This is a genomic window from Enterococcus sp. DIV0691, from assembly GCF_051711145.1.
GTDB lineage: Bacteria > Bacillota > Bacilli > Lactobacillales > Enterococcaceae > Enterococcus_B > Enterococcus_B hirae.
Window position 1 is genome coordinate 366400 of record NZ_JBIOLY010000001.1, and the last position, 24827, is coordinate 391226.

Sequence of the window (24827 nt, forward strand, 5' to 3'; positions counted from 1 at the left end):
AAAAAGATGCGCAAAATAGATACCTGTATCGTTGGAGCAACTGGTTTAGTTGGTCAAACGATGTTGAACGTGTTAGCAGAATATGATTTTCCAGTAGGTCGTTTGAAATTATTAGCATCCAAGCGTTCAGCTGGAAAAATCTGTGTGTTTAAGGGAAAAGAATACACAGTAGAAGAATTAACAAAGACATCATTTGACGGGTATGATTTAGCGCTTTTTTCAGCCGGAGCAGAAATTTCACTTGAATTTGCGCCACTTGCTAGAGAACATGGGTTGGTCGTCATTGATAATTCTTCTGCTTGGCGAGAAGATCCGTCGATTCCGTTGATCGTTCCAGAAGTCAATCTAGCAGATCATGAAATGAACCGATTGATTGCCAATCCAAACTGTTCCACGATCCAAGCCGTTTTACCGTTAAAGGCATTGCAACAGACATTTGGTGTCAACCGCGTGAACTATTCCACCTATCAAGCGGTCTCTGGTTCGGGGCAACAAGGGCTAACTGATCTTCACGCCACTCAAAAAGGGCAGGAACCTTCGCTTTATCCGTATGATATCAGTCAAACAGTCATCCCCGAAATTGATGCACCGTTGGACGATGGGTATACGAAAGAAGAACACAAAATGATGGCTGAGACAAGGAAGATCCTACATTTGCCTAACTTACCTGTCTCGGCTACTTGTGTACGTGTCCCCATCGAAGTTGGTCATGGTGTTTTAATCGCAGTCCAGTTGGCGCAGCCATTTTCACTTGCAGCAGTCCGTCAATGTCTACAACATTTTCCGGGAATAACAGTCGTGGATGATTTGCCCAACCATAGTTATCCGACCAGTATCCTTGCTAAAGGAACAGATGAGGTATACGTCGGCAGACTCCGGCATGATCCTACATTGGAAAATGGGCTGTTGCTGTATACCGTAGCGGATAATATCCGTAAAGGCGCAGCTGCGAATGCTGTACAAATCGCCTCTGCATTGTTATCACCAATCAGGGAGGTGATCCAATGAAAGTCGCAAAATTTGGTGGCTCATCGATGGCTCATGAAGAACAATTCAAAAAAGTAAAATCCATTATTTTAGCTGCCTCTGAACGAAGTGTGATCGTTGTTTCCGCTTTAGGAAAACGAACGAAAGAAGATGACAAAGTCACGGATCTCTTGTATTTGATCCATGCCTATCTTCATCATGGAGTCGATTGGACACCTTTGTGGGAAAGGATCTGTGAACGATTCATTCAAGTGAGAGATGTCTTGTCGTTGACTTTTCCGATTGAAGATGAATTGTTAGAGATCCAAAAAAAATTACAGCGAGAAAAAGTCTCACAGGACTTTTTGGTCAGTCGGGGAGAATATCTCACTGCGAAGTTATTAGCTGAATATGTTGGTTATACGTTTATAGATGCGAAAGAACTGATTTTCTTTGATTATACGGGTGAGATCGATGAAGAACGGACGAAACAAGCAATAATAACTATTTATCAAGAAAAAGGCCCACTAGTAGTCCCAGGATTCTATGGTGCTAATCCAGTTGGAAAAGAAAAATTGATGGGGCGAGGTGGGAGCGACATCACTGGCGCAATCTTAGCCAAACTATTGAATGCCGACTGTTATGAGAATTGGACGGATGTTTCCGGGATTATGATGGCTGATCCACGAATCATTGACACGCCAAAAATCATCAAAGAAATTTCATTTAGAGAATTACGAGAGATGGCGTATATGGGGGCAAATGTTCTCCATGAATCAGCTATTTTCCCAGTACAAGAAGCAGGTATCCCGATTCAAATAAAAAATACGAACGATCCAGAGGCGCAAGGCACTAGAATTTCCAGCAAAGAAGTCGAAAAAGAAAATGGCTTAACAGGGATTGCTGGAAAAAAAGATTTTCTTTCGCTAACACTATTTAAACGACATATGTCTGATGAAATCGGGTTTATTTGGAAAGCAATGAGTGTCTTTGCGAATCATGGTATCTCGATCGAACACATTCCTTCGGGGATCGACAATATTGGAGTAGTCGTTTCAGCAGAAGCCATTGCAGATCAATTATTTTTGATTACCAAAGAGTTAAAAGAAAATTTGGGTGTCGAAGAAGTCGAAATTATCGAGAATCTGGCATTGATCTCAGTTGTTGGCGGACCACATAAAGAACTGATTGGACTTTCTGGCAAAGTCTTATCCATCTTAAATCAACTAGAGATTCGGACATCGATCTTATCCCAAGGGGCACAAGAATTAAACTTGATCATTGGGGTAAAAAATGAAGAATATGAAACAGTCGTTAAAGGGCTCTATGAAGGGATGGTGAATGTCGATGTTAGCAAAACATCGCATGGCGTTACATCAAATTCCTGAAATCGGCTTTCATGAATTTAAAACCAAAGCGTATTTACATGAACAAATCAAGGATCTTGGGGGAGTCCTGCATGAAATCGGCGAGACTGGTTTATTGCTTTATTTTGATCATCAACAAAACGAAACGATTGCTTTTCGGACAGATATTGACGCCTTACCGATCCAAGAAGAAACAAATCTTCCCTTTGCTTCTACTCATGAAGGGATGATGCATGCGTGTGGTCACGATGGACATATGGCAATGTTATTAGGGTTAACGGAATATATCGCAGATCATAAAGAACAGTTAATGTACAACGTTGTTCTGATTTTTCAACCTTCGGAAGAAATATCTGGCGGAGCGGAAAGTGTTATTCAAACAGGTTTGTTAGAGGACTATCAAGTCCAAGCGATTTTCGGGTTTCATTTATGGCCAGGTCTTCCCAAAGGCGAGATCTATTCACGATCGGGCGCCTTTATGGCACAAAGTAGTGAGACAGATATCATTGTCAAAGGGAGATCTGCCCATATTGCCTCTAGTGAACAAGGGATCGACAGTATCCGAGGAGCCATTGGTTTTATGGATGAAGTATATGAGTTGGAACAATCTTTACCTAAAGAATGGCGACGTTTAATAAAGTTTGGACAGATCACTGGTGGTACGATTCGAAATGTTTTAGCAAATGAAGTGACTATTTCAGGCAGCATCCGTTCTTATGATCAGCAAATCCAAGATTCGATCAAAGTACAACTGGCTAATTTAGCAGAGAAATTTCAAAAAAATTCGCAGGTATCGATCCAATTCCGTTATAATGATGGATATCCAGCGGTCATCAATGATCCTCACTTATATACAGCCTTGAAGCAATCAGAAAAATTACATGAGCTTGAACAACCGGTCTTGCAAGCAGAGGATTTCGGTGTTTATACCCAGAAGTATCCATGTGTTTTTTTCTTTCTCGGTGTCGGTGATACACCAGCACTTCATGATGCACGATTTGATTTTGATATGGCTGTGTTAGAAAAGGGTGTCGCTTGGTATCAAACAATCCTTCATACAAAAGGACTTTTGCTAAAAAAGGATCAGTGACAAAGAAGTGATAAAAAGGAGAAAACCACATGAATTTAACCAATCGTTTTAATCACAGGCTTGCAAAAATAGCAGTGTCACAAATCAGAAGTTTTGACCAACAAATTTCTGCTATCCCCGATGTCATCAAGTTAACCTTAGGAGAGCCTGATTTTCCAACACCCGAACATGTCAAACAGGCGGGGATCACTGCTATTGAAGAAAATTATTCCCATTATACGGGGATGAGGGGACTACCCGAACTTTGTGAAGCTGCTTGTTTCTTTCAAAAAGAACGTTATGGGTTGGTATACGATCCTCAAACTGAAGTACTAACGACAGTTGGTGCCACAGAAGCAATCGCTGCTTCTTTGCTAGCGATTTTAGAAGAAGGCGACAAAGTATTGATTCCTGCGCCTGCTTATCCTGGCTATCAGCCGATAGTGGATCTTGCTGGAGCGGAATTGATCACGATCGATACGTCAGAAACAGGCTTTATTTGCCAACCAGAACAGTTAGAAGCAGCCTTTGCTACTTATGGCGACTCGATCAAAGCAATTATCTTGAACTATCCAAGCAATCCAACAGGAACACTGTTAACTTCAGAACAAATGGCAAAATTAGCTGAAGTCATCAAACAACGATCGGTCTTCGTGATCAGTGATGAAGTCTATGCAGAGTTGAATTATGTCGGAGACCATGTCTCGCCAGCGTCTTATCTTCCGGAGCAAACAATTGTGATTAGCGGTTTATCCAAATCTCATGCGATGACCGGCTGGCGGATCGGCTTTATTTTTGCTCAAAAATATGTGATTGATGAAATCATCAAAGTCCATCAATATTTAGTCACTTCAGCCACTACAATGGCTCAAAAAGCTGCGGTTGAGGCACTTACTACCGGAATGTATGATGGGGAAAAAATGAAAGAACAGTATGCGAAGAGAAGAGATTATCTTTTAGGTCAATTAAGTGAGTTAGGGTTTGAAGTCATACCACCTGATGGCGCCTTTTACCTGTTTTGTAAACTGCCAAAAGAAGTTACCCTAAATTCTTGGGAGTTTTGCTTACAGTTAGCAGAACAAGGTAGAGTCGCCTGTATCCCTGGTTCAGCTTTTGGACCAGAGGGTGAAGGCTATATTCGGATTTCTTATGCAAGTAGTTTGGCAGAACTTACGGAAGCTTGCCAACGGATTCGCCTTTTTTTAGCTAATATATAATCAAAAAAATGAAAAGCTGCGTTCGTTTTATTGAACGAAGTTTTTCATTTTTTTGTTTGTTTTGTTGATTGAAAGAGGAACATTTAAGTCAAAATCTTAATAGAGAAAGTCTTGTTTTTTCTGTCCAATATTTGGGCATTTCTTTTGATTTATAAAAAATCGAGTGTTATGTTTGAATTGTTTAGAGTTATTCTAAATAATTGAACAAGGAGGTTTCATCAATGGAGAAAACAAAGGTTATTATTGTCGGCGCATCTCATGGCGGACATCAATCGATTTTAGAATTGCTATCTAGATATGGTGAAAATGTCGATATCACCTTATTTGAAGCAGGGGATTATGTTTCGTTCATGTCATGTGGCATGGAATTATATTTAGAGGACCAAGTGACAGATGTTAATGATGTACGAAATTTCAGACCAGAAAACTTTCCACAACCCAATGTTCACATTTTAAACAATCATGAAGTAAAAGCGATTCATGCAGACCAAAAGACAGTAACGGTGACTAGTATCTTAGATAAGAGTACCAAAGAGTATGAATATGATAAATTGATCTTAAGCTCAGGAGTAAAACCAAATTCATTGCCAGTACCAGGAACAGATTTAGAGAATGTTTATTTGATGCGTGGGTACGATTGGGCTACTAGAATCAAAGATAAATTAACTGATCCAGCGATCAAAAATGTAGCTGTTATCGGTGCAGGCTATATCGGGATCGAAGCCGCTGAAGCTTTTCAAAAAGCAGGGAAAGAAGTGACGTTATTAGACGTGATTGATCGACCATTAGGCACTTATTTAGATCCGGAAATGACAGATATTTTAACCGAACATTTAAAAGAAAAGGGTATCAAAGTCGTGACGGGTGCGAAAATCACTGCTTTCACTGGTGAGCAACAAGTCGCTGCGATTCAAACAGCAGATGAAGAAATCGCGACAGATCTTGTGATTCAAGCAGCTGGAGTCAAAGCGAATACGGAATGGCTAAAAGGAGTCGTAGATTTAGATGATCGTGGTTGGATCGTTACCGATGAATATTTGCAAACCAATTTACCTGATGTGTATGCAGTAGGGGATGCAACCCTTGCTTATTCGATACCTGCCCGCTCAAAAATGCCGATTGCACTAGCAACAGTGGCAAGAAGAGAAGCACGATATGTAGTCAAACATCTATTTGAGGATACACCAAGCCAACCATTTGGAGGCGTTGTAGGTTCTTCGGCATTAAGTGTTTTTGATTATCACTTTGCAGCTAGTGGTTTGAATAGTTTTACAGCAGAAAAAGCAGGCGTAGCCATTCGCACAGCTTATTATGAAGATACTATTCGTCCTAAATATGTACCTGAAGAATATGGGAACACGAAAGTTTCAATCCAATTATTCTTTGACCCAATGACACATCAAGTCCTTGGCGGAGCTGTTTTATCTACTTATGATGTGACTGCTCAAGGCAACGTACTAGCGCTAGCGATCCAACAAAAACTGACGATCGAAGATTTAGCAGAAGCTGACTTTTTCTTCCAACCAGGTTTTGATCGCCAATGGAATATGATCAATCTAGCCGCGCAACAAGCATTGGGAGAAGAACCATTTGTAGAATAAAATCAAACAATTAGAGACATTCGTTAGACATGTTGTATTTTACGTAAAATATAAATGGACCGCCTGAAACATATCAATTGTTTCAGGCGGTTTTTGTTATTTTTTTTGTTAATAACTTTTCGTCACTGTTTTACAGTTGGAATTAGAGAGTTGTACCATTCATGTTTCAACTACTCTTTTTACATCCGTTTTTTTCGGAAATAATCAGGTGTTTTTCCGGTTTCTTTTTGGAAAAGTTTGAAAATCGAAGGGACACTTTTATAGCCGATTTTTAAGGCAATCGTACTTAGACTATCGTTTGTTTCTAGCATGAGTCGCTTTGCTTCAGATAAGCGTTTTTGATCGATCAACTCTTGGAAACTACTACCGGTTTTATTTTTTAACAAGTTGCTTAAATAGTTTTTGTTATAGCCAAAAGTTTCTCCTAATTGCTGTAAGGTGATTTCTGCATAGTGATCATTGATATAATCTAGGATTTGAATCAGCGGCTCATTACGAATCGTTTTTTTATTCGTGATAATCACTGGTGCTTGGGCGCTTTCTACCATCAGTGAAGAAAATAATAAATTCAGCAAAAGTTGCTTATGCACAGACTCTTTTTGATAAGTGGTCATCATCAAACTTTTAATTAGCTGATACGCTAAGGGACTCATTGATAAGTCTAGGAGGATATAACTAGTATGTTCAGTAGGCGAACGGGTTGCTTGAAAGAAAAAATCTGTGATTAGATTATTGGATTTTGGTAGATTAGGCAATAGAATATTTTGAATAGCTGGAATATCAAGGAGGAAATTGATCAAGATATCCTTTGCTCCTACATAATCGATTTGTTGGATAACCTTACTATCTAACAGAAGTAACTGTCCTTTTTCTAAATGAAAAACGTCACCGTTCAAACGCTGGGTGCACTGTCCATTGAATAAAAAATTCAACTCAATAAAATGATGGGTATGCGCGGGTGTGTAAGAAAATCTTGGATGTTTGTTAATTGCGATTGATCCAAACTCAAAGAACTTACTTTTAGGAATTTCTGGAACGATCGAACGATGATAGTTGAGGTTCATCGTATTAATATTTTTACCTGATTTTTTTTGCAATTTTTCGATTTCCGTTTCTTTGAATAACTCTGCGATCCATTTCTCCATGAACTTCACCTCTTAATGATCATCTTACCTTGCTATTAATGTAACACAACTTCTTAACCAAAAAACCTGTAGATTTGATATAAACATTCTGGATTTTGGAAATTGTTCCCTGAATATGAAAGCGGTTAATATGTAGAGGGAGAAAAAGCATAAGTGTTTAGGAAGGAGAACTTAAATCTTTTAGCTGTTGATTGATAACGACTGTTTCTGTTTTTTTTTAAGTGATAGAAAGCGCAAAATGGAAAATTTTAACCTATTTTTGAGGAAGAGTGAGCTATCAAAATGACTAAACAAATGTGTTCATTTGGCTTAACTTTCGCTAGTTTGGGTGAGACATACGGGGCTGTTTCATTTGTTATTAATCAATGTGTTCAAAAGGCTTAGACTATCAGTTATTGATAATGAGAAAAAAGAATCGTGCATGATTACCATTGCTACGATCCAAAACCAAGGAGTGTGGAAGATGAATAGTGAAAAACAAACAAGATGGTTATGGTACCCAGGAGATTTTGAAATCAGACAAGGATTATTACAAAATTTTTCAAGAGAAGAAAGAGGTTATGACTGGCCTGCTTATTGGAACGTTGATGATTGTCATAAAAATGTGAAATTCAAACGTTACTACGAACTGACAGAACCAACTTCTTTTATTGTTTATGCAACAGGGATTGGCTATGTGGAAGTGAATGGGAAAAAGTATCCACTTAAAGAAACAATCAATTGTCAGCCTGGAAAGAATAAAATCAGAATTTTTGTAGGCAACGCAACTGGATTACCCGCTGTCTTTGTCGAAGGAGAGGTTATCAAGAGTGATTTAGGTTGGCGAGCAAGTAACTTTATTGAAGAACTACCAGCTGGTTGGAGTTCCCTTTATTTAGATAAAGAAAACGATCCAAATCATGTCTATTTTGAAAAAAAAGTGGTTAGACCTGTTTCAATCAACGAACAGAATGATGGGGTATTGATCGATTATGGTCGTGCGGTTTACGGAACACTGGCAATCAAAAAAATGACACATGGACAACCGATTATGATTTGCTATGGTGAATCTGCATCAGAAGCATTGGATGTGGAGATGTGCTATTACAAGGAAAAAGCAGCTACTGTTGAAACAATCCCAAGAAAGCGTGCTTTTCGGTATTTGTTTGTTCCAGATGTTGCGAAGGAAGAAATTGAGATCGAGGCGATCCATGAATCCCTTCCTTTAACCAATCATGCTGCTTTTTCTTCAGACAATGTCCTTTTAAACAAGATTTGGGAAGTTTCTGTGGAAACATTTACCCTATGTAGCGGATTGTTCTTTATCGATGGGATCAAGCGAGATCGGTGGATCTGGTCAGGCGATGCTTACCAAAGCTATTTTATCAACCAATATCTCTTTTTCGATGAAGAAATCAATACCCGAACGATGTTAGCGCTTCGTGGGCAAAATGAAATCAAGCAACATATGAATACGATCGTTGACTACTCGATTTTATGGATCATCGCTGTTGAGAATCACTATTTAATGACGGGCGACACGGTTTTCTTGAAACAAATCTATCCTAAGATGAAGACGATGATGGACTATCTCCAAGCACAAACGAATGAACTTGGCTTTATTTATGGGCGAGAAAAAGATTGGTTGTTTATTGATTGGACGGAGATGGATCGAGAAGGAACCTTGGCAGCAGAACAAATTCTATTGCTTAAAGCTTACCAAACGATGATGACTTGTGGAGCTGTTTTGGGTGAAGTAGATGACTATGAACAGAAGTATCAACAACTAAAAGAAAACGTCATGAGCTATTTCTGGGACGAAGAAAAGCAGGCATTTATTGATTCCTATGAATCGAAAAAGCGCCACGTAACTCGTCATGCCAATATTTTTGCCATTTTATTCGATTTAGTGGAACAAGAAAAGAAAGAACAGATTTTAACCCATGTATTGTTAAACCCTGAAATTACCCAGATCACGACACCTTATTTCAAATTTTTCGAGCAAGATGCTCTATGTAAAATGGGTCAAACAGACCAAGTGTATCAAATCATCTGTGATTACTGGGGCGGAATGGTTGAAAGAGGGGCAGTGACATTCTGGGAAGAATATATCCCTGAGGAAACGGGCGAACAAGTGTATGAAATGTATGGGGATCCTTTTGGCAAAAGCTTATGCCATGCTTGGGGAGCAAGCCCAATCTATCTATTAGGCAGATATTTCGCAGGTGTCCGACCACTTTCACCAGGATATCAAACTTTCGTCGTTGAACCTAATCTAGCTGCCTTTGAAAGTCTAAACATGCAAATACCAATCAAAAATGGACTTGTCACAATCAATAAAGAACAAGAACAGCTACACATTTCAACGACACGAGAAGGAGGGATTCTCCGTATCAACCAACAAGAGGTTCATTTAGAGCCAGGAAAAAATTATGATATCTCCCTTGAAACAACTAAGAGCAAACAACTGATTTGAAAAAGGAGAGGATTGGAATGCAACAAACACGAATCAGTGTAAAGGAAAAAATTGGTTTTGCTTTAACAAATCTCGGAAATATCCCAGTGATGACGTTGTTGAATACGTACCTTTTGATTTTTTATACCGATGTAATTGGCATTAATCCTGCTGTAGTTAGTACGCTTTTTCTGGTCTCCAGACTACTTGATGGTTTCAGTGATCCTTTATTAGGTTTTTTGATCGATCGTTTCCCAGTGACACGCTTTGGCAAATATCGCCCGATTTTGGTGCTGGGAACAGTGATTTGTTGTATCAACTATTTACTCGTTTGGTTTGCACCGTTACTTTTTACTAGTCAAAAAATCGTCGTTATCTATATTTCTTATATTTTGTTAGGTATCACTTTTGATTTAATGGATATCCCATTAAATAGTTTGATCCCCGTATTAACCGATCAAGAAGCCGATCGAAACATCTTGTCGTCCATAAAAGGTGTGTCGTATACAGTAGGACCTACTTGTTTGAATATTTTGGCACCGTTGATCCTTTCCGCTTACAATAATGGGCTTTCTGGGTATACCTTGTTGATTGTCGGAACGGTACTAGTCGTCTTGTTCTTCACGATTTTTGGTACATTAGCACTGAAAGAAAGAGGGAATGAAGAGCACGCTGAATTATCGCAAGAGCGCGGCTATTCTTATAAAGAAGCGCTTGCTATCTTAAAAATTCGTCCAGTGATGACCCTATTTATCAGTATGCTTTTTATTACCGCCGCAAGCAATATCTTTAGTGGATCGCTTTTGTATTATTTGAACTATATTTTGAATGACACAAAATTGCTAAGTTTCGCTAGTTTTTTAGGACTGTTTGGTGCTTTAGGAGCAGGTGTGTTGGTCCCTAGTTTATCTAAGCGATGGGGGAAGAAAAAAGTATATGTTGGCGCATTATCTTTACTCTGTTTAGCGATGATCGTGATGATCGGCGTGCATCAATCGAAAATGATTTTCTTAGGGGCTTATCTTGCTGTCCAAGTTGGCTTAGGGCTGACCAATACTTTGCAGTATAGTTTATCTGCTGATAACGTGGATCAAATAAAACACGAGTTGGGAATTGAAACAGCAGCGCTGATCGCTTCATTGAATTCTTTTATCATGAAATTTGCGATGGCGATTGGTGGAGCGATCCCAGGATTTGTTTTGAGCTATACAGGCTATGTAGCGAATCAGGCGCAATTATCTAGCGCATCATTTGGCATTATTTTCTCTACTTTTGTAGTACCACTTGTTTTTTACCTAATCACGCTCGGTGTTTTCCAAATCGGTTATCCAGCGAATTATTTATTTGTTACGACTAAGGAAAAACCTTCCATTGGTTGATTTGCTGCTTTTTCGTTCGTTAGACTGAAAGATAGTTACCTAATTACCTAAAAGATCCGGTTGCTATTGACGAAAAGCTAACTGAAAATGAAGAAAAAGGGGAGGATGCCAGTGTTTACCTTTGAGCAACTAAAAACATTTTTGATGGAAAATAACGAAATTGAATGTCGACAACAAATTGATGGTCAAAATATCAATGACCAACAGTTGCCCTATGAGACAGTCGCAGTACCTAAAATGCCCAAAAACCAATTTTTCAAAGAGGGTAATATCTTTATCAATAAACATCATCGTTACGCTGAAATGCCTGCACATACGCATGAATTTGTTGAATTTAACTATATGTTGTCTGGTTCATGTGTCCAATATGTCAACGATAAGAAAATTCACTTGAAAGAAGGTGAATTGCTGTTATTAGACAAAGAAATCGTTCAGCGTATCGATCCTTTAGAAGAGGAAGACCTTTTGATCAATATTTTATTGAAAGGGGAATCGATTACGACTGACATCGTGATCAATATGGTGAAGTCACGTGGATTGGTCAATGAATTTCTATTAAATGCTTCGCAGGAAAAAGGAAAACATGATGAATTTATCCATTTTCATTGTGGTGATAACTTAGAAGTGCAAGGGTTATTGCACAAAATGATTTTGGAATATTACAACAAACAAGACTATTATATGCGGGCACTGAATCTGAGATTGTCTTTACTATTGATCGAACTTACCCGTGATTTAGAAGAATATGTTACGCAACGTGAGAATCAGGAATTATTAGAGATTTTACGATATATCGATCTTCATTTCCGAAAACTGACACTGAAAAATCTAGCGAAACATTTTGGTTATAATGCAAATTATTTAAGTAATAAATTGAAAAAAGAAACAGGGAGTTCTTTCCAAGAATTGATCAATTCTTTGCGGTATAAAACGATGATCGAGTTGATGAGAGAAACGAATAAAACTTTTGAAGAAATCTCGTATGAACTTGGTTTTGAAACTCTTGCTTCTTTGTATAAATTAGTCGGAAAATACACAGAACTGACACCTAAAGAACTCAAAGATAGTCTGTTAAAAAAATAGAATAGGCAGTTGTGATGCAACGAGTCCTTTTTCTCAGGTGATCTGTAAAAAAGATTTGACCAATCATGAACTGGCAATGAAAAGCGAAGATTAACTAAAGCGTATTCCAAATGTATTGGATAAGTGTGAAACTTCTTTTCGTCTCCTGAATGTTCGAAAAAGAATCGCTTGTTTGATTCGCTGAAGCATACGAATGTGATTTGGATAAAAAGAACACTTTTTTTGCTATAGTCCTGAGTAATTCATACGTTTACAATTCTAACTGTTCGAACTTATAAAACTTATTTTAAGGAGTGTTTTTTATGAAGAAACAACAGGCATCAACTACTACCACGGTCAAAGAGTATTCGCCTCTAGCTGTCGCTGCTGGAATTGGCTCCATGCTTGGATCTGGCTGTATTGTTGGACTCTCAGCGACGATTCCCGTTTGGCAAAAGGGACTAGAGCTGACAACTGGACAAGTCGGGATCGTTTCTGGCGGGCTAACTTTTGCAATCGCTTTCGGATCGCTGTTTACCGGACAGATATCAAAAGCATTTGGCTTGATCCGTTCATTTAACTGGATCAATTTGTTTTACGCGATCGGAGCTGCGGTCTGTATTCTAGCCACAAGTTTCCCAATGCTCTTATTAGGCGTGATTATCATGGGCGTAGCATCTGGAGCAGACTTACCATTAAGTTTGACCGTTGTTTCTCATGATGCACCTGATGAGCATACTTCTGCTCGTTTGATTTCTTCCACACAGATTTTTTGGCAAGTGGGGATATTCATTTCTTACATCTGTTCATTTCTTTTATCGGGAATCGAAGGTGTGTTAGGAGCAAGAATTGTTTTTGCCATCTTATTTACGTTTGCAGTGATCACTTGGTTATGGCGGACACTTTCACCTAAGTTTAGACAATTTCATGAAGCCGGAGCTGCTCGACAAGCAATGACCAAAGTGACAAGCGACTCGAAAGAAGTTTCTTTCAAGACAGTACTATTTGGGGAAAACAAACAAAAATACCTTGGCTTTTTCGCCGCTATCTTGATTTTTTATGTGTGTTGGAACCTCTTAGCGAATACTTGGGGACAATTTCAAACCTATGCTTTGACAAATGCCGGAGCTAGTCAAGCACAAGCTACAGGATTAGGGATCGGGTTGAATGTGATTTCTTTAGCAACAACGATTGCATTTGCCTCTGTTGCAGGTGGTAAATTTAGAAACAAAGCTTTCTTTATTGGGGCAGTCGTTCAATTTGGCGCAATGTTAGGTATGGCATTGATCGGTGGTGGTGCAGGATTTATTGCATTAGCGATCACAATTGCTTTTTATAATTTTGGGAATCCACTAGCCGGAGAAGCAATCTACAAAGTGTGGACACAAGAATCTTTCCCAGCAGAAACACGAGCTTCACTTCAAGGGTTCATCAATGGTTTTTCAAGAATGTGTTGTGGATTATTTGCCTTTGTTACCCCTTACTTAGTTGCTCCTGATCGTATCCAGACGTCTATGTTTGGCTTTGCGGGAATCGTTTTAGTAGCAACAATTGCTGGAGTAATCATGATGCGTCTACAGAAAAAATACCCAGTGATTGATCCGGTGGATAAAGAGTTGGCTGAAGGAAAAATGACTGCATCGTTCACCAAGTAAAGAAGAGGAGAAAGCAAAATGGCATTTACTTTTCAAATCAATCAAGATGTGCGTTGGGAAAAGGACGAGGCACTGCTAACCAAAGCACAACAACATGTACCAAAGCTTTTGAAAACGAAGATCGAACCAGTAGCAATCACTGAAGTCGTTGAAGACCCACATGGTTTGAATGGGTATTCAGCAATTAACAGTGACAAAGAAATCAAACAACTAGCTGATTATACCTTAAAAAGGGATGAAGCGATTATCTTAGATTTAGGGGATCATTATGTTGGGCATTTTAGTCTGTCCATTGACTCGGTTGGTTCGCCAATGGATGCCCCTTTATATTTACAACTGAAATTTGCGGAAGTACCCGCTGAACTTGCGACCGATTCTAGTGCGTATGATGGTTGGTTGTCAAGGTCTTGGATCCAAGAAGAATTTATTCATCTTGATGTTTTGCCGGCACGTTTAGAATTACCAAGAAGATATAGCTGTCGTTATATTGAGCTAAAGGTGTTGGATACTTCACCCAAGTGGCAAGCTAGTTTTTCTGATCCGCTTTTTATCGCAGAAAGTTGTGTGTCACTTGACCAATTACCAAAGCCTGTGATTGCTGATGAAGAACTTGCTTCCATCTACCAAGTTTCTGTTAAAACATTATTTGATTGTATGCAAGAAGTCTTTGAAGATGGGCCTAAACGAGATCGCCGATTATGGATTGGTGATTTACGTTTACAAGCGTTAGCGAATTATGCGACTTTCGGTGATTTAGCTTTAACGAAACGTTGTCTTTATTTATTTGGTGGGATGACGACCAGTGAAGGGAAGATTCCAGCCAATGTTTTCACAGCCCCGCAATTGACACCAGATGATACGTTTTTATTCGACTATAGTTTGTTTTTTGCAGTGATCTTAGCTGATTTTTACCATCAGACGAAAGATTCAGTTGTCTTGCAGGATTTATATCCAGTAGCGAAAAAGCAGATGGAACTAGCACTGACATGTGTCGATGAAGAGGGACGCTTGAATTTGTTAGAAGAGTGGCCAGTATTTATTGACTGGTCTAATGAGTTTGAAAAGAGTACAGCAGGGCAAGCAGTATTGATCTATGCGATGAAACGATTCAACCAGTTGGCAGAACAAATGAAAGATCCACAACTGAGTCATTACCAAGAAACAACAGAGAAACTGATTGCGTTTGCGAAGCAACAATTATTTGATGAAGAACAAAAGCAATTTATTATTGAAACAACCGGAGAAATCAATGTGGCGAGTCAAGTTTGGATGGTTTTAGCAGAGGTCTTTGATCAACCAATGAATCGAGAAATTTTGGAGACGATGATTGCGCATCATTTTCCGATCACAGGGATTGCTACACCTTATATGTATCATCATGTAGTCGAAGCGCTATTTGTAGCTGGACTTCAAGAAGAAGCTATCCAGTTAATGAAAAACTATTGGGGCAAAATGATTCAGCTGGGAGCAGACACTTTTTGGGAAGCTTTTAAACCAGAAGAACCAGATTTTTCTCCTTATGGCAGCCCGATCATCAGTAGTTATTGCCATGCGTGGAGCTGTACGCCAGCGTACTTGATCGAAAAATATCTAAATTGAAAAAGCAGTCAGTTACTTTACATTGTCAACTGAAAAAAAGACAGTTGGATCGTTAAGTAATGATTCACTGATTCATCCTAGACATAAGCAAAAAATCTCAAAACCATTTTTGCGGTTTTGAGATTTTTTGCTGTAGTATGAAACGGACGAGCAGTTTATCCGTATAATCAAAGGTTTATCGCTTACGAGAAGACTTGTACGTTTTTTGGGGGGAGTCCATGCGTTCCATATAATAGGATTAGGTGTTCCAATTATATGGCTTTGTTAGGATGTCGGTTCCTTTAGATGTAAAATATCTTCCCAAAAGTGAAAGCATTGATCGGTCAATTGGATTTCAACGATGTCCACCCAATGAATCAATTGCTCATCTAAGGAAAATCCTTTTTCTGTCATGTCTCGTTGGACAAATCCTCGATAAGAGTTGTTATCCTTGCAGCGGACAATGATTTCTTGTTTGGCAATAAACGCAGTGATAGCGATCGTTTCAAAATGTTGATGGACTGTTTTCAAAAAATCACTTCTTTCTAGTTTAATGAAATAGGCATTTTATGCTGATCAATGGCAAAACGCTACTCTTCTTCAGGAAAACTTTGGTAAAATTCATCTTTGATCGGAACGATCTCTTCGTTAAGACTTCGGTTACTTAACGTTTCATGTTGTGTGACTGACTGGGGAAAATAGGAAACATCAAACCACTTATCTTCCTGTTTTATTTGAACATGTCGGACGTCACACCAGTGAACGGTCTGTTCTTCAAGGATAAAATAGTCGTGATAAGCTTCACCAGTAAAGAAACCCTCGATGCTTTCTAAGTAGCGGCCAAATTCATCCTTGGTATTTAATTGCAGACTTACTTTTTTATGGTAAAGAAAAGCCTCTAATAAAACACTATCCATTTCTTCTCGAGACATTTGTTCCAACGGACGAATCTCTTTCACTGCCCACGCTTCATTTTTTTTGATCCCAGTGACTAGCTCTTCCATAGCGAATGCGGTGCCCCATTTTAATCCGAATGGGCGATCTCGGTATTCATTGTAGTCGAGAAATTCTTTTTTTGTTCGACGCATAGCCCTCACCTTCAATACCGGCATGACCACCAGCGTGTCCGCCAACGAGTGAACTCCTTGCGATCGCACGGCCACCTTCTAATAAGCTATGGGCATGGACAATTGCACTGAACCCATATTTTTGGCGAATACGATCAACGACAAAATCGATTTTGGCATCGTTGACTTGTTCATCGGGATCTGCAAATAGATTCAATTGCAGACTGTCTGTGTAAATTAGTTTGGAGCAGTTGACACCGACACTGCGAATGTCTTGATGCTGGTAATGTTTACGAAAAAGATTCAATAAAATGAGACTGAGTTCATGACTAGAATTTGTCGGCTCAACTTTTAGTTGTTGATGAAATCCAGTTTTCCCTAGACGATCTCGATAACCTAAAGAGTAGCCCATCCACAAGCTAACAACTTGCGCTTTCGCATGTTCACGCCGCAGACGAGTTCCGACTTGATCAGCCATTTCTTTGAGAACGATTTCAAGTTCTTCACGCCTTGTATAATCACGATTCAAAATTTGACTATTCCCAATACTTTTTGATTTGGGGGTATAGTCTTCTCCCAAAAAGCTTCGATCAATTCCCCAAGCATGGGCAAAAAGCTGGGTGCCAATCACTCCAAATTTTTCTTTTAGTTGGTAATAATCCGCATGAGCTAAATCATGAACAGAATGAATCCCCAGTCGTTTGAGTCGTTTGGCTGTCCGATGACCAATTCCCCAAAAATCGGTGAGAGAAGGAATACGCCAAACGTTGTCTGCCACATCTGCATAGCGCCATTCGGCCTTTCGCTCTTTTCCTTTAGAACCGTTATCCAACGCTAACTTAGCTAGTAGTGGATTATCACCAATCCCAATAGTTGTATGGATTCCTGTTTGTTGGTAGACATCCTGATAGATGATTTCAGCTAGATCCCAAGCACTTTTGACTTTAAAAAGTTTCAAACTGTTGGTGACATCAAGAAAGCTTTCATCGACAGAATAGACATGATGATTCTCTTCATCCACGTACTTTTTATAAACAGCATTGATCTCGGTATTTTTTTTCATGTAGTAAGCCATTCGTGGAGGGACCATATAAAGATCGTCGGGATAGGGAAAGGGTAAATCTCTTGCTCGACTGATATTTGTAATATGATAGGCTTTTTTTGCGGCTGGACTAGCAGCTAAGATCAAGCCGCTCCCACGTTCATCGGTTTTCCCTGACGGATAGGACATGACGACGAGTTTGGTTGTTAGAGGATCTAAATGACGTTCGGCACACTCAACAGAAGCATAAAACGACTTACAATCGATGCAAAGAATATCTCTCGAAGGTTCTTTTGTGTAATCAAAGACTGGATTTTGATTTCGAATCATATTCGTCACCTCTTCTTATTGATTAGAACACATGTTCGTGTTTTGTGTCAACGAAAAAAACGTGATGGAATGGGTAAAAAAAAGTGGAAAAGAAGATTGTTGTCTTTTTATCGTTTAGAGAAATGGGTAGTATCTGAAGCAAAATTAATTGAAAGAAAAAACAGCAGGATGACCTCATTAGTTAATAAAAAAAGTTATTTTATTTTTTGCTGATCAGAAAGTCATTAGGAAATTTTACACTGAAAAAAGAATGAGCCTAGATATACTCATCATTAGAATGGTAAAAAAAGATTTGCTTTGAAATTATCGTGTAAAAGTGCACAAAATCGTTTATAATGAATCCAATTGAATGAGAACGATTCTCAATGAAGGAGGAAGTAAAATGAGAGAGATCGATTTTTCCAAAACATTATTTGAATTAGTTACAGAGTATCCAGAAGTCAAACAAATCATGGCAGAGCTAGGATTTAATGCCATCAACCAACCTGGGATGTTGCAAACTGCTGGTCGCTATATGACGATTCCTAAAGGGGCTCAAATGAAAAAAATTCCTTTAGAACAAATTGTTACTGCCTTTGAAACATCAGGATTTATTGTGAAAGGATTGGTAAAATGAAACCCACGAATCAACGACAAGAACGGATTGTTGAAATCCTGTCACTTTTACATAAAGGTGGTTCTTTTGAAGAAGCAAAACGATTGTTCAATGAAGAATTTGAGGGAGTCGATGTTACAGAAATCACTGCTGCGGAAAAAGCATTGATTCAAAGCGGTCTTGATCCGTCAGAAATCCAAAAGTTATGTAATATCCATGCAGCTGTTTTTAAAGGAGCGATCAATGAGATCCATCATTCCAATTATGAACATGCACAACCAGGACACCCGATCCATACCTTAAAGTTAGAAAACCAAGTGTTGCAGTCGTTATTGACGGATGAAATTGACGGGTTATTGGCAAAAATGGCTAAAGGAGATTGGTCACAAAAGGAACGCTTGCAACACGCTTTGACTGATTTATTGCAGATCGACAAGCATTATGCACGAAAAGAAACGTTGATCTTTTCTTATATGGAAAAATACGGAATCTCAGCCCCACCTAAAGTGATGTGGGGTGTAGATGATGATATCCGTGAAATGATCAAAGCGCTGAATGCTTATTTAGCTACAGACAAAGCGGCTTATAATCCGCTATCCGAAAAATGGGAAGCAGTAAAAACAGAAATTGAAGAGATGATTTTTAAGGAAGAGGAGATCATGGTACCCATGACCTTAGATGTGTTTAGCCTTAAAGATTGGGAACAAATCGCTCATGACAGCTTTGATATCGGTTTTGCGTTTATCCCTGAACCACTTCCATGGAAGCCAAGCCAAGAATCACTCGAAAAAGAAAGCGAACGGGAACCAGCTCGTCAATTAGCCATCAAAAAAGCTAAAGAAACGACCGATGGTATTGCTGCTGGTCTTGGGATCGAAGAGTTTACGTCAGAGGCAGTTCAAGTCGAAACAGCACCTATGACTGATTTAGTTGTGCAATTTCCGACAGGAGCGTTACAGTTGGAGCAATTAGTTGCCTTGTTTCAAGTGTTGCCTGTGGATTTGACATTTGTTGATCATGAGGATCGGGTCCGTTTCTTCTCAGAAGGAAAGAAACGGGTCTTTCCAAGAACTACTTCTGTCATTGGTCGTGAAGTCGTCAACTGTCATCCACCAAAAAGCATGCATCTTGTCCAACAAATACTTGACGATTTCCGTACAGGAACAAGGGATTCAGCAGAATTTTGGATTGATATGAGAGGACGGAAAATTTATATTCGCTACTTTGCTTTAAAAAATGAGACAGGTGATTATCTTGGGTGCTTAGAAGTCACGCAAGATATTACTGAGATCCAAAAGTTAGACGGACAAAAACGATTGTAAGAGCGGGCAAATTTCAAAATAAAGAACAATTTCAGCTCACTTTTGGGCTCGTTTGATTATAGAAGTAGAAGCCGGACATGCTGTTGATACTTTTCTGTGGTATTTTCAGCATTCTCCTGCGACTATTTAGTGGGTAAATTGGAGTTTTTATCAGGTAAAAGCCCTTTTTTCATACCCTTTGATCATTTTATTCAAGAAATTGTTTGACTTCTTTCAAAAACATCTCTATACTTAAACTCAATCTTATATCAGTTTGGAGCGATTATTATGAAAATCACACATAGTTCACAACTGAATAATTATTACTTTAGCTATTTTAGATAAGTTTGTATTCATACGATTATGGGTGCAAACATCAGCGTTTGTTTGTATCTATGATGGCTAAGGATGTTTGAGATGACTTGCTCGCCGCATAGATGAAAAATCTATAGTGGCTTTTTTATTTGATTGATTCAGGGGCTCACTGTAGATGGATTTTCTACGGTGGGCTTTTTTTGTTACATAAAGGGGGAACTAAACGCATTCAAACAAGGTATAAGCAAAGTAACGATTGATTTGCAAGAATTTATGTAATCCAATCAAACAGCGAGGAAATCGATGAAGCGAAACACAAAATAAAAAACAAAGGGAGTTATTGTATGATTCTAATCATTAAACCAGGTATCCAAGAAAGTGAGTTAACACAAGTAATTGAACGTATTAAAGAAGAAGGGCTAGATGTACAGATCAACCATGGTAAAGATCGTTTTGTCTTAGGGCTTTTAGGAGATCCAAAGGTAATTCGGGATGTTCCGTTTGAACGCTACGATATCGTAGAACGTGCCGTACCGATTACCAATACGTACAAATTGACGTCACGAGAATTTCATCCTCAAGATACGATCGTTGATGTAGCTGGAGTGAAAATCGGTGATGGGAGTTTTGTGACAATGGCTGGTCCTTGTTCTGTCGAAGGGGAAGAGCAAATCATGGAGACAGCACGAATGGCTAAGGCTGGTGGTGCTAAAATCTTACGTGGTGGTGCCTACAAACCAAGAACGTCACCATACGCTTTCCAAGGATTAGGTGAAGAAGGGTTGAAAATGATGCGTAAAGCTGCGGATCATTATGACTTGAAAGTGATTACCGAAGTGATGGATGAAGCGCATATCGATGTGGTCAGTGAATACGCAGATATCATTCAAATCGGCGCACGAAATATGCAAAATTTCCGTTTATTAGAAGCTGTAGGACGAACAGGAAAACCAATTGGCTTAAAACGTGGCATCTCAGGTACGATCGAAGAGTGGTTAAATGCCGCTGAATACATTGCAGTTCAAAACAATTCAAACATCATCTTCATTGAACGCGGAATCCGCACTTACGAAACAGCTACTAGAAATACATTCGATCTAAGTGCCGTACCACTGATCAAAAAATTAAGTCATTTCCCGATCATCGTTGACCCAAGTCATGGAACGGGTGTCTGGGACTTAGTGACACCAATGGCACGAGCAGGTGTTGCTAGTGGGGCAGATGGAATGATTGTAGAGATCCATCCTAATCCGATTCATGCTTGGTCTGATGGACAGCAGTCATTGAATGAGAAAAACTACCTGAAAATGATGAATGAAGTGGACATCTTAGTAGAAGCGATGAAGAAAATCAACGCTTTATAGAGAGGAGAAACACGGATGTTAGAAGTTGTCTTACCCGAAAAAAGCTATGAGATCATCATCCAGCGAAACGCACTAGATCAAGTCGCAGATTGGCTTTCCGGTTTATGGCAAGAAAAGAAAATTGCGATCATTAGTGATGAAAATGTCTTTCCGCTTTATGGTCAAAAGATACAACAACAATTAGCCGATCGGTATGAGGTTGTGAATTATATTATTCCGGCTGGCGAAGAAAGTAAATCACTGTCGATGGCTGCTAAATTATATGATTTTCTAGCCACTGAACAATTGACGAGAAGTGATGGCATTATTGCTCTAGGTGGCGGTGTTGTAGGTGATTTAGCTGGTTTTGTGGCATCAACTTACATGAGAGGAATTTCTTTTGTACAGATTCCTACCTCCTTATTGGCACAAGTAGACTCAAGCATAGGTGGCAAAACAGCAGTCAATGCACCAAACGCCAAAAATATGATTGGCACATTTGCACAGCCAGACGGTGTGTTGATTGATCCAGAAACGCTGACGACATTACCAGTAAAAAGGATCCAAGAAGGAATTGCAGAAATCATCAAGTGTGGTGCGATCAAGGATGAAAGTCTTTGGAGAGAGTTAGCTCGTTTTATTGATGTAGCTGATTTAGTAGCACATAGCGAGCTAGTGATCGAAAAAGCTTTACGTGTAAAAAAAGAAGTAGTAGAAGAAGATCAATTTGATCAAGGCAGTCGTTTGTTCCTCAACTTTGGTCACACGATCGGACACGCTATCGAGCAAACAGCGGGATATGGACAGATTAGTCATGGAGAAGCAGTGGCGATCGGCATGGTACAAATCAGTCGGAATGCTGAAAAAAGGAAAGAAACACCTGAAGGAACGACGCAACAACTTATCAAGATGATCCAAAAGTATCAGTTGCCCATTTCTTACGAACCATGGGATGAACAGGCGTTGTTCCAGGCGATCACTCATGATAAAAAAGCCCGGGGAAAACAGTTGAAAATTATTTTATTAGAAAAAATCGGTCAGGCAAAAATCCAATCGATCCCAATCGAAGCAATCAAAAATTATTTAGAAGAAGGTGAGTAAATGCGTTACTTAACAGCAGGAGAATCACATGGGCCTAATTTGACAGCGATTATTGAAGGAGTTCCAGCAGGCTTAACCTTATCGATTGAGGCAATCAATCAAGAATTAGCTAGACGACAAGGTGGTTATGGTCGAGGTGGGCGCATGAAGATTGAAAAAGATCAAGTGACAATCACGTCGGGTATTCGTCACGGCAAAACATTAGGCTCACCGATCACAATGACTGTCACGAACAAAGATTGGAAGAACTGGCAAACGGTGATGTCAGTTACTCCAGTTTCTGAAAAAGAAGAAAATCTACGACGAGTGGCTAAACCAAGACCAGGTCATGCCGATTTAGTTGGTGGTATGAAGTATCAACACCATGATCTTAGAAATGTATTAGAGCGTTCTTCCGCAAGAGAAACGACGATGCGAGTAGCAATCGGGGCACTAGCAAAACAGATTTTAGCTGCTTTAGATATAGAGATTGCTAGTCATGTAGCGATCCTTGGAGGAATCAAAGCGAATGTGCCAGAGAATTTGACCGTGACAGAAATCAAAGAAAAGACGACTATCTCCGAAGTGAACATGGTAGATCTAATGATTGAAGAGGAAGTAAAAGCCCTGATCGATGCTACTAAAAAAGCAGGAGATACTTTGGGAGGTGTAGTGGAAGTTCGGGTCGAAAATGTGCCAGCAGGGTTAGGGAGCTATGTACAGTGGGATAAAAAATTAGACGGTAAGCTAGCTCAAGCGATGTTAAGCATCAATGCTTTTAAGGGAGTCGAATTTGGAATTGGGTTTGAAGCTGCTTCGTTACCAGGATCACAGGTGATGGATGAAATCACTTGGGACGAAAGCGGCTATCACCGAGCAAGTAATCATTTAGGTGGCTTTGAAGGTGGAATGACCAACGGAGAACAGATTATTGTTCGGGGCGTGATGAAACCAATTCCTACTTTATATAAACCTCTCATGAGCGTGAACATCGATACTAAAGAACCTTATAAAGCTAGTGTGGAACGTTCCGATAGTACGGCAGTTCCAGCAGCTTCAGTCGTCGCAGAGCATGTGATTGCGACCACTCTTGTTCGCGAGATACTTGAGCATTTTCCAGCAGATAATATGCAAGAATTAAAAAAAGCCGTTGCAAATCACCGCCAAATGACCAAAGAATTCTAATCGGAGGTAGCGATGAAAAAAAAGGTGTTTGTCATAGGATTGGGTCTGATTGGCGCTTCCTTATGCCGAGCGATCAAAGGGTCAGCAATTACCCTTTATGGCTGGGATCATTCAGAAGAAACAAGAGAAATAGCGGAAAAAACACAGTTAGTCGATCAGGTTGTCACAGGGATCGAGGCAGCTAGTCAAATGGATGTGATTATCCTTGCCGTTCCAGTTCAAGTTAGCTTGGAGTATCTCAACTGTTTGGCGACACTTCCCTTGAAAGAAACAGTATTAGTAAGTGATACCGGAAGTACGAAAGCGACGATAATGGCGCTAGCAAAGCAACTCCCATTTGATTTTATTGGTGGGCATCCGATGGCTGGTTCACATAAATCAGGAGTAAAAGCAGGCAATCCGTATTTATTTGAAGAAGCGTATTATATCGTAACGGATGACTGTCAAAGTAAACGTACAGAAGAACTGATCGCTTTACTACGTCCTACTCGAGCAAAGTTTGTTCGCTTAACTGCCAAAGATCACGATGAGATTGTTGGGGTGCTAAGTCATTTGCCACATATTGTCGCTTCAGGATTAGTACAAATCAGTGAGCAGCTGAATCAAAAATATCCACGTGCCTCACAATTAGCCGCTGGCGGATTCCGGGATATTACACGGATTGCTTCATCGGATCCCCAAATGTGGACGGATATTTTAATGACGAACCAAGAAATGATGATTCAGTTGTTGGAAGACTGGCAAGGCGCAATGGAAACGTTAAAACAGGAACTGATTGATCAAAACCAATCGGCGATTCAAGAGTTCTTTGTGCAGGCAAAACAAACACGGGATCAGTTGCCCCGGAAAAAACAAGGAGCGATTCCAGCTTTTTATGATTTATATGTCGATATTCCCGATATAGCTGGTGCTGTCGCAAAAGTTACTAACGTACTAAGTCAGGCAAATCTTTCCATTATTAATTTGAGCATCCAAGAAACAAGAGAAGATATTTTTGGTGTGTTAGAGTTGTCTTTTAAAAATCAAGCGGATTTACTTAAAGGACAGAAGCTGATCGAAGCCGAAAAATTTCATTGTTGGATAAGGAGTTGAAGTC

The 24827-nt window shown here is 39.4% G+C and carries 20 protein-coding genes; 16 read left to right on the plus strand and 4 right to left on the minus strand.

Annotation, left to right across the window (positions count from 1 at the left end; translation table 11 throughout):
* Nucleotides 1-6 precede the first annotated feature (6 nt).
* From IGJ11_RS01670 to IGJ11_RS01690, 5 genes are all read left to right on the plus strand, one after another.
* Nucleotides 7-1008: an aspartate-semialdehyde dehydrogenase gene (locus IGJ11_RS01670; protein WP_207433247.1), complete on the plus strand. Its 1002-nt coding sequence runs from the start codon at nucleotides 7-9 to the stop codon at nucleotides 1006-1008.
* Nucleotides 1005-2354 carry an aspartate kinase gene (locus IGJ11_RS01675; RefSeq protein WP_053765847.1) on the plus strand — a complete coding sequence of 450 codons (1350 nt, stop codon included), beginning with the start codon at nucleotides 1005-1007 and terminating at the stop codon, nucleotides 2352-2354. The genes IGJ11_RS01670 and IGJ11_RS01675 overlap by 4 nt, the downstream gene beginning before the upstream one ends.
* A complete protein-coding gene (locus IGJ11_RS01680; RefSeq protein WP_207433282.1) occupies nucleotides 2314-3423 on the plus strand; it encodes a M20 family metallopeptidase in 1110 nt (369 codons plus the stop codon). The genes IGJ11_RS01675 and IGJ11_RS01680 overlap by 41 nt, the downstream gene beginning before the upstream one ends.
* Before the next feature lie 29 nt (nucleotides 3424-3452).
* Nucleotides 3453-4619, plus strand: coding sequence for a pyridoxal phosphate-dependent aminotransferase (locus IGJ11_RS01685; protein ID WP_207433237.1), 1167 nt, complete (start codon nucleotides 3453-3455; stop codon nucleotides 4617-4619).
* A gap of 221 nt (nucleotides 4620-4840) precedes the next feature.
* On the plus strand, nucleotides 4841-6220 hold the full coding sequence (locus IGJ11_RS01690; protein WP_010738534.1) for an FAD-dependent oxidoreductase: 1380 nt from the start codon (nucleotides 4841-4843) through the stop codon (nucleotides 6218-6220).
* A 179-nt stretch (nucleotides 6221-6399) separates the two neighbouring features.
* Here the strand turns inward: IGJ11_RS01690 and IGJ11_RS01695 are convergent, their stop codons facing one another.
* Nucleotides 6400-7365 (minus strand): AraC family transcriptional regulator, encoded by a 966-nt coding sequence (locus tag IGJ11_RS01695; RefSeq protein ID WP_207433235.1) that lies wholly within the window; start codon nucleotides 7363-7365, stop codon nucleotides 6400-6402.
* A gap of 463 nt (nucleotides 7366-7828) precedes the next feature.
* Between IGJ11_RS01695 and IGJ11_RS01700 the strand changes: the two genes are divergently transcribed.
* From IGJ11_RS01700 to IGJ11_RS01720, 5 genes are all read left to right on the plus strand, one after another.
* Complete coding sequence (locus tag IGJ11_RS01700; protein WP_207433233.1) at nucleotides 7829-9820, plus strand: amylo-alpha-1,6-glucosidase; 1992 nt, start codon at nucleotides 7829-7831, stop codon at nucleotides 9818-9820.
* A gap of 17 nt (nucleotides 9821-9837) precedes the next feature.
* The gene (locus IGJ11_RS01705) at nucleotides 9838-11178 is read left to right on the plus strand and encodes an MFS transporter (RefSeq protein ID WP_207433231.1); all 1341 of its coding nucleotides are present in this window, start codon (nucleotides 9838-9840) and stop codon (nucleotides 11176-11178) included.
* Nucleotides 11179-11289: 111 nt separating this feature from the next.
* A complete protein-coding gene (locus IGJ11_RS01710) occupies nucleotides 11290-12261 on the plus strand; it encodes an AraC family transcriptional regulator (protein WP_010720188.1) in 972 nt (323 codons plus the stop codon).
* Nucleotides 12262-12563: 302 nt separating this feature from the next.
* Nucleotides 12564-13895: an MFS transporter gene (locus tag IGJ11_RS01715; RefSeq protein WP_010720187.1), complete on the plus strand. Its 1332-nt coding sequence runs from the start codon at nucleotides 12564-12566 to the stop codon at nucleotides 13893-13895.
* Nucleotides 13896-13913: 18 nt separating this feature from the next.
* Nucleotides 13914-15494, plus strand: coding sequence for an alpha-rhamnosidase (locus IGJ11_RS01720; RefSeq protein WP_207433229.1), 1581 nt, complete (start codon nucleotides 13914-13916; stop codon nucleotides 15492-15494).
* A gap of 264 nt (nucleotides 15495-15758) precedes the next feature.
* Here IGJ11_RS01720 and IGJ11_RS01725 read toward each other — a convergent pair whose 3' ends face one another.
* Genes IGJ11_RS01725 through IGJ11_RS01735 form a run of 3 tightly spaced genes read right to left on the minus strand, consistent with a single transcriptional unit; the run spans nucleotide 15759 to nucleotide 17912 of the window.
* A complete protein-coding gene (locus IGJ11_RS01725; protein ID WP_207433227.1) occupies nucleotides 15759-16004 on the minus strand; it encodes a hypothetical protein in 246 nt (81 codons plus the stop codon).
* Between the two features lie 59 nt (nucleotides 16005-16063).
* Nucleotides 16064-16561: a hypothetical protein gene (locus tag IGJ11_RS01730; protein WP_053765838.1), complete on the minus strand. Its 498-nt coding sequence runs from the start codon at nucleotides 16559-16561 to the stop codon at nucleotides 16064-16066.
* On the minus strand, nucleotides 16524-17912 hold the full coding sequence (locus tag IGJ11_RS01735) for a Y-family DNA polymerase (protein ID WP_207433225.1): 1389 nt from the start codon (nucleotides 17910-17912) through the stop codon (nucleotides 16524-16526). The genes IGJ11_RS01730 and IGJ11_RS01735 overlap by 38 nt, the downstream gene beginning before the upstream one ends.
* A gap of 382 nt (nucleotides 17913-18294) precedes the next feature.
* On the opposite strand from IGJ11_RS01735, the gene IGJ11_RS01740 reads away from it, so the two are divergent.
* The 6 genes from IGJ11_RS01740 (at nucleotide 18295) to IGJ11_RS01765 (ending at nucleotide 24823) form a co-directional block, all read left to right on the plus strand.
* On the plus strand, nucleotides 18295-18528 hold the full coding sequence (locus IGJ11_RS01740) for a DUF1858 domain-containing protein (RefSeq protein WP_034699449.1): 234 nt from the start codon (nucleotides 18295-18297) through the stop codon (nucleotides 18526-18528).
* On the plus strand, nucleotides 18525-19829 hold the full coding sequence (locus IGJ11_RS01745; RefSeq protein WP_010720181.1) for a DUF438 domain-containing protein: 1305 nt from the start codon (nucleotides 18525-18527) through the stop codon (nucleotides 19827-19829). Before IGJ11_RS01740 ends, IGJ11_RS01745 begins: the two co-directional genes overlap by 4 nt.
* Nucleotides 19830-20467: 638 nt before the next feature.
* The gene (gene aroF, locus IGJ11_RS01750; RefSeq protein ID WP_438772263.1) at nucleotides 20468-21487 is read left to right on the plus strand and encodes a 3-deoxy-7-phosphoheptulonate synthase; all 1020 of its coding nucleotides are present in this window, start codon (nucleotides 20468-20470) and stop codon (nucleotides 21485-21487) included.
* Nucleotides 21488-21502: 15 nt separating this feature from the next.
* Nucleotides 21503-22567 carry a 3-dehydroquinate synthase gene (gene aroB / locus IGJ11_RS01755; RefSeq protein ID WP_207433223.1) on the plus strand — a complete coding sequence of 355 codons (1065 nt, stop codon included), beginning with the start codon at nucleotides 21503-21505 and terminating at the stop codon, nucleotides 22565-22567.
* Nucleotides 22568-23731 carry a chorismate synthase gene (gene aroC / locus IGJ11_RS01760; protein ID WP_010720178.1) on the plus strand — a complete coding sequence of 388 codons (1164 nt, stop codon included), beginning with the start codon at nucleotides 22568-22570 and terminating at the stop codon, nucleotides 23729-23731. It abuts the gene before it with no gap.
* A gap of 12 nt (nucleotides 23732-23743) precedes the next feature.
* On the plus strand, nucleotides 23744-24823 hold the full coding sequence (locus IGJ11_RS01765) for a prephenate dehydrogenase (protein WP_207433221.1): 1080 nt from the start codon (nucleotides 23744-23746) through the stop codon (nucleotides 24821-24823).
* Nucleotides 24824-24827 lie beyond the last annotated feature (4 nt).

Coding starts and splice junctions, on each gene's coding strand:
- IGJ11_RS01695 (WP_207433235.1), bottom strand. CDS start 7,365: ATGGAGAAATGGATCGCAGAGTTATTCAAAGAAACGGAAATCGAAAAA.
- IGJ11_RS01690 (WP_010738534.1), top strand. CDS start 4,841: ATGGAGAAAACAAAGGTTATTATTGTCGGCGCATCTCATGGCGGACAT.
- IGJ11_RS01740 (WP_034699449.1), top strand. CDS start 18,295: ATGAGAGAGATCGATTTTTCCAAAACATTATTTGAATTAGTTACAGAG.
- IGJ11_RS01735 (WP_207433225.1), bottom strand. CDS start 17,912: ATGATTCGAAATCAAAATCCAGTCTTTGATTACACAAAAGAACCTTCG.
- IGJ11_RS01685 (WP_207433237.1), top strand. CDS start 3,453: ATGAATTTAACCAATCGTTTTAATCACAGGCTTGCAAAAATAGCAGTG.
- IGJ11_RS01705 (WP_207433231.1), top strand. CDS start 9,838: ATGCAACAAACACGAATCAGTGTAAAGGAAAAAATTGGTTTTGCTTTA.
- IGJ11_RS01680 (WP_207433282.1), top strand. CDS start 2,314: ATGTTAGCAAAACATCGCATGGCGTTACATCAAATTCCTGAAATCGGC.
- IGJ11_RS01730 (WP_053765838.1), bottom strand. CDS start 16,561: ATGCGTCGAACAAAAAAAGAATTTCTCGACTACAATGAATACCGAGAT.
- IGJ11_RS01700 (WP_207433233.1), top strand. CDS start 7,829: ATGAATAGTGAAAAACAAACAAGATGGTTATGGTACCCAGGAGATTTT.
- aroC (WP_010720178.1), top strand. CDS start 22,568: ATGCGTTACTTAACAGCAGGAGAATCACATGGGCCTAATTTGACAGCG.
- aroF (WP_438772263.1), top strand. CDS start 20,468: ATGATTCTAATCATTAAACCAGGTATCCAAGAAAGTGAGTTAACACAA.
- IGJ11_RS01745 (WP_010720181.1), top strand. CDS start 18,525: ATGAAACCCACGAATCAACGACAAGAACGGATTGTTGAAATCCTGTCA.
- IGJ11_RS01720 (WP_207433229.1), top strand. CDS start 13,914: ATGGCATTTACTTTTCAAATCAATCAAGATGTGCGTTGGGAAAAGGAC.
- aroB (WP_207433223.1), top strand. CDS start 21,503: ATGTTAGAAGTTGTCTTACCCGAAAAAAGCTATGAGATCATCATCCAG.
- IGJ11_RS01675 (WP_053765847.1), top strand. CDS start 1,005: ATGAAAGTCGCAAAATTTGGTGGCTCATCGATGGCTCATGAAGAACAA.
- IGJ11_RS01670 (WP_207433247.1), top strand. CDS start 7: ATGCGCAAAATAGATACCTGTATCGTTGGAGCAACTGGTTTAGTTGGT.
- IGJ11_RS01715 (WP_010720187.1), top strand. CDS start 12,564: ATGAAGAAACAACAGGCATCAACTACTACCACGGTCAAAGAGTATTCG.
- IGJ11_RS01765 (WP_207433221.1), top strand. CDS start 23,744: ATGAAAAAAAAGGTGTTTGTCATAGGATTGGGTCTGATTGGCGCTTCC.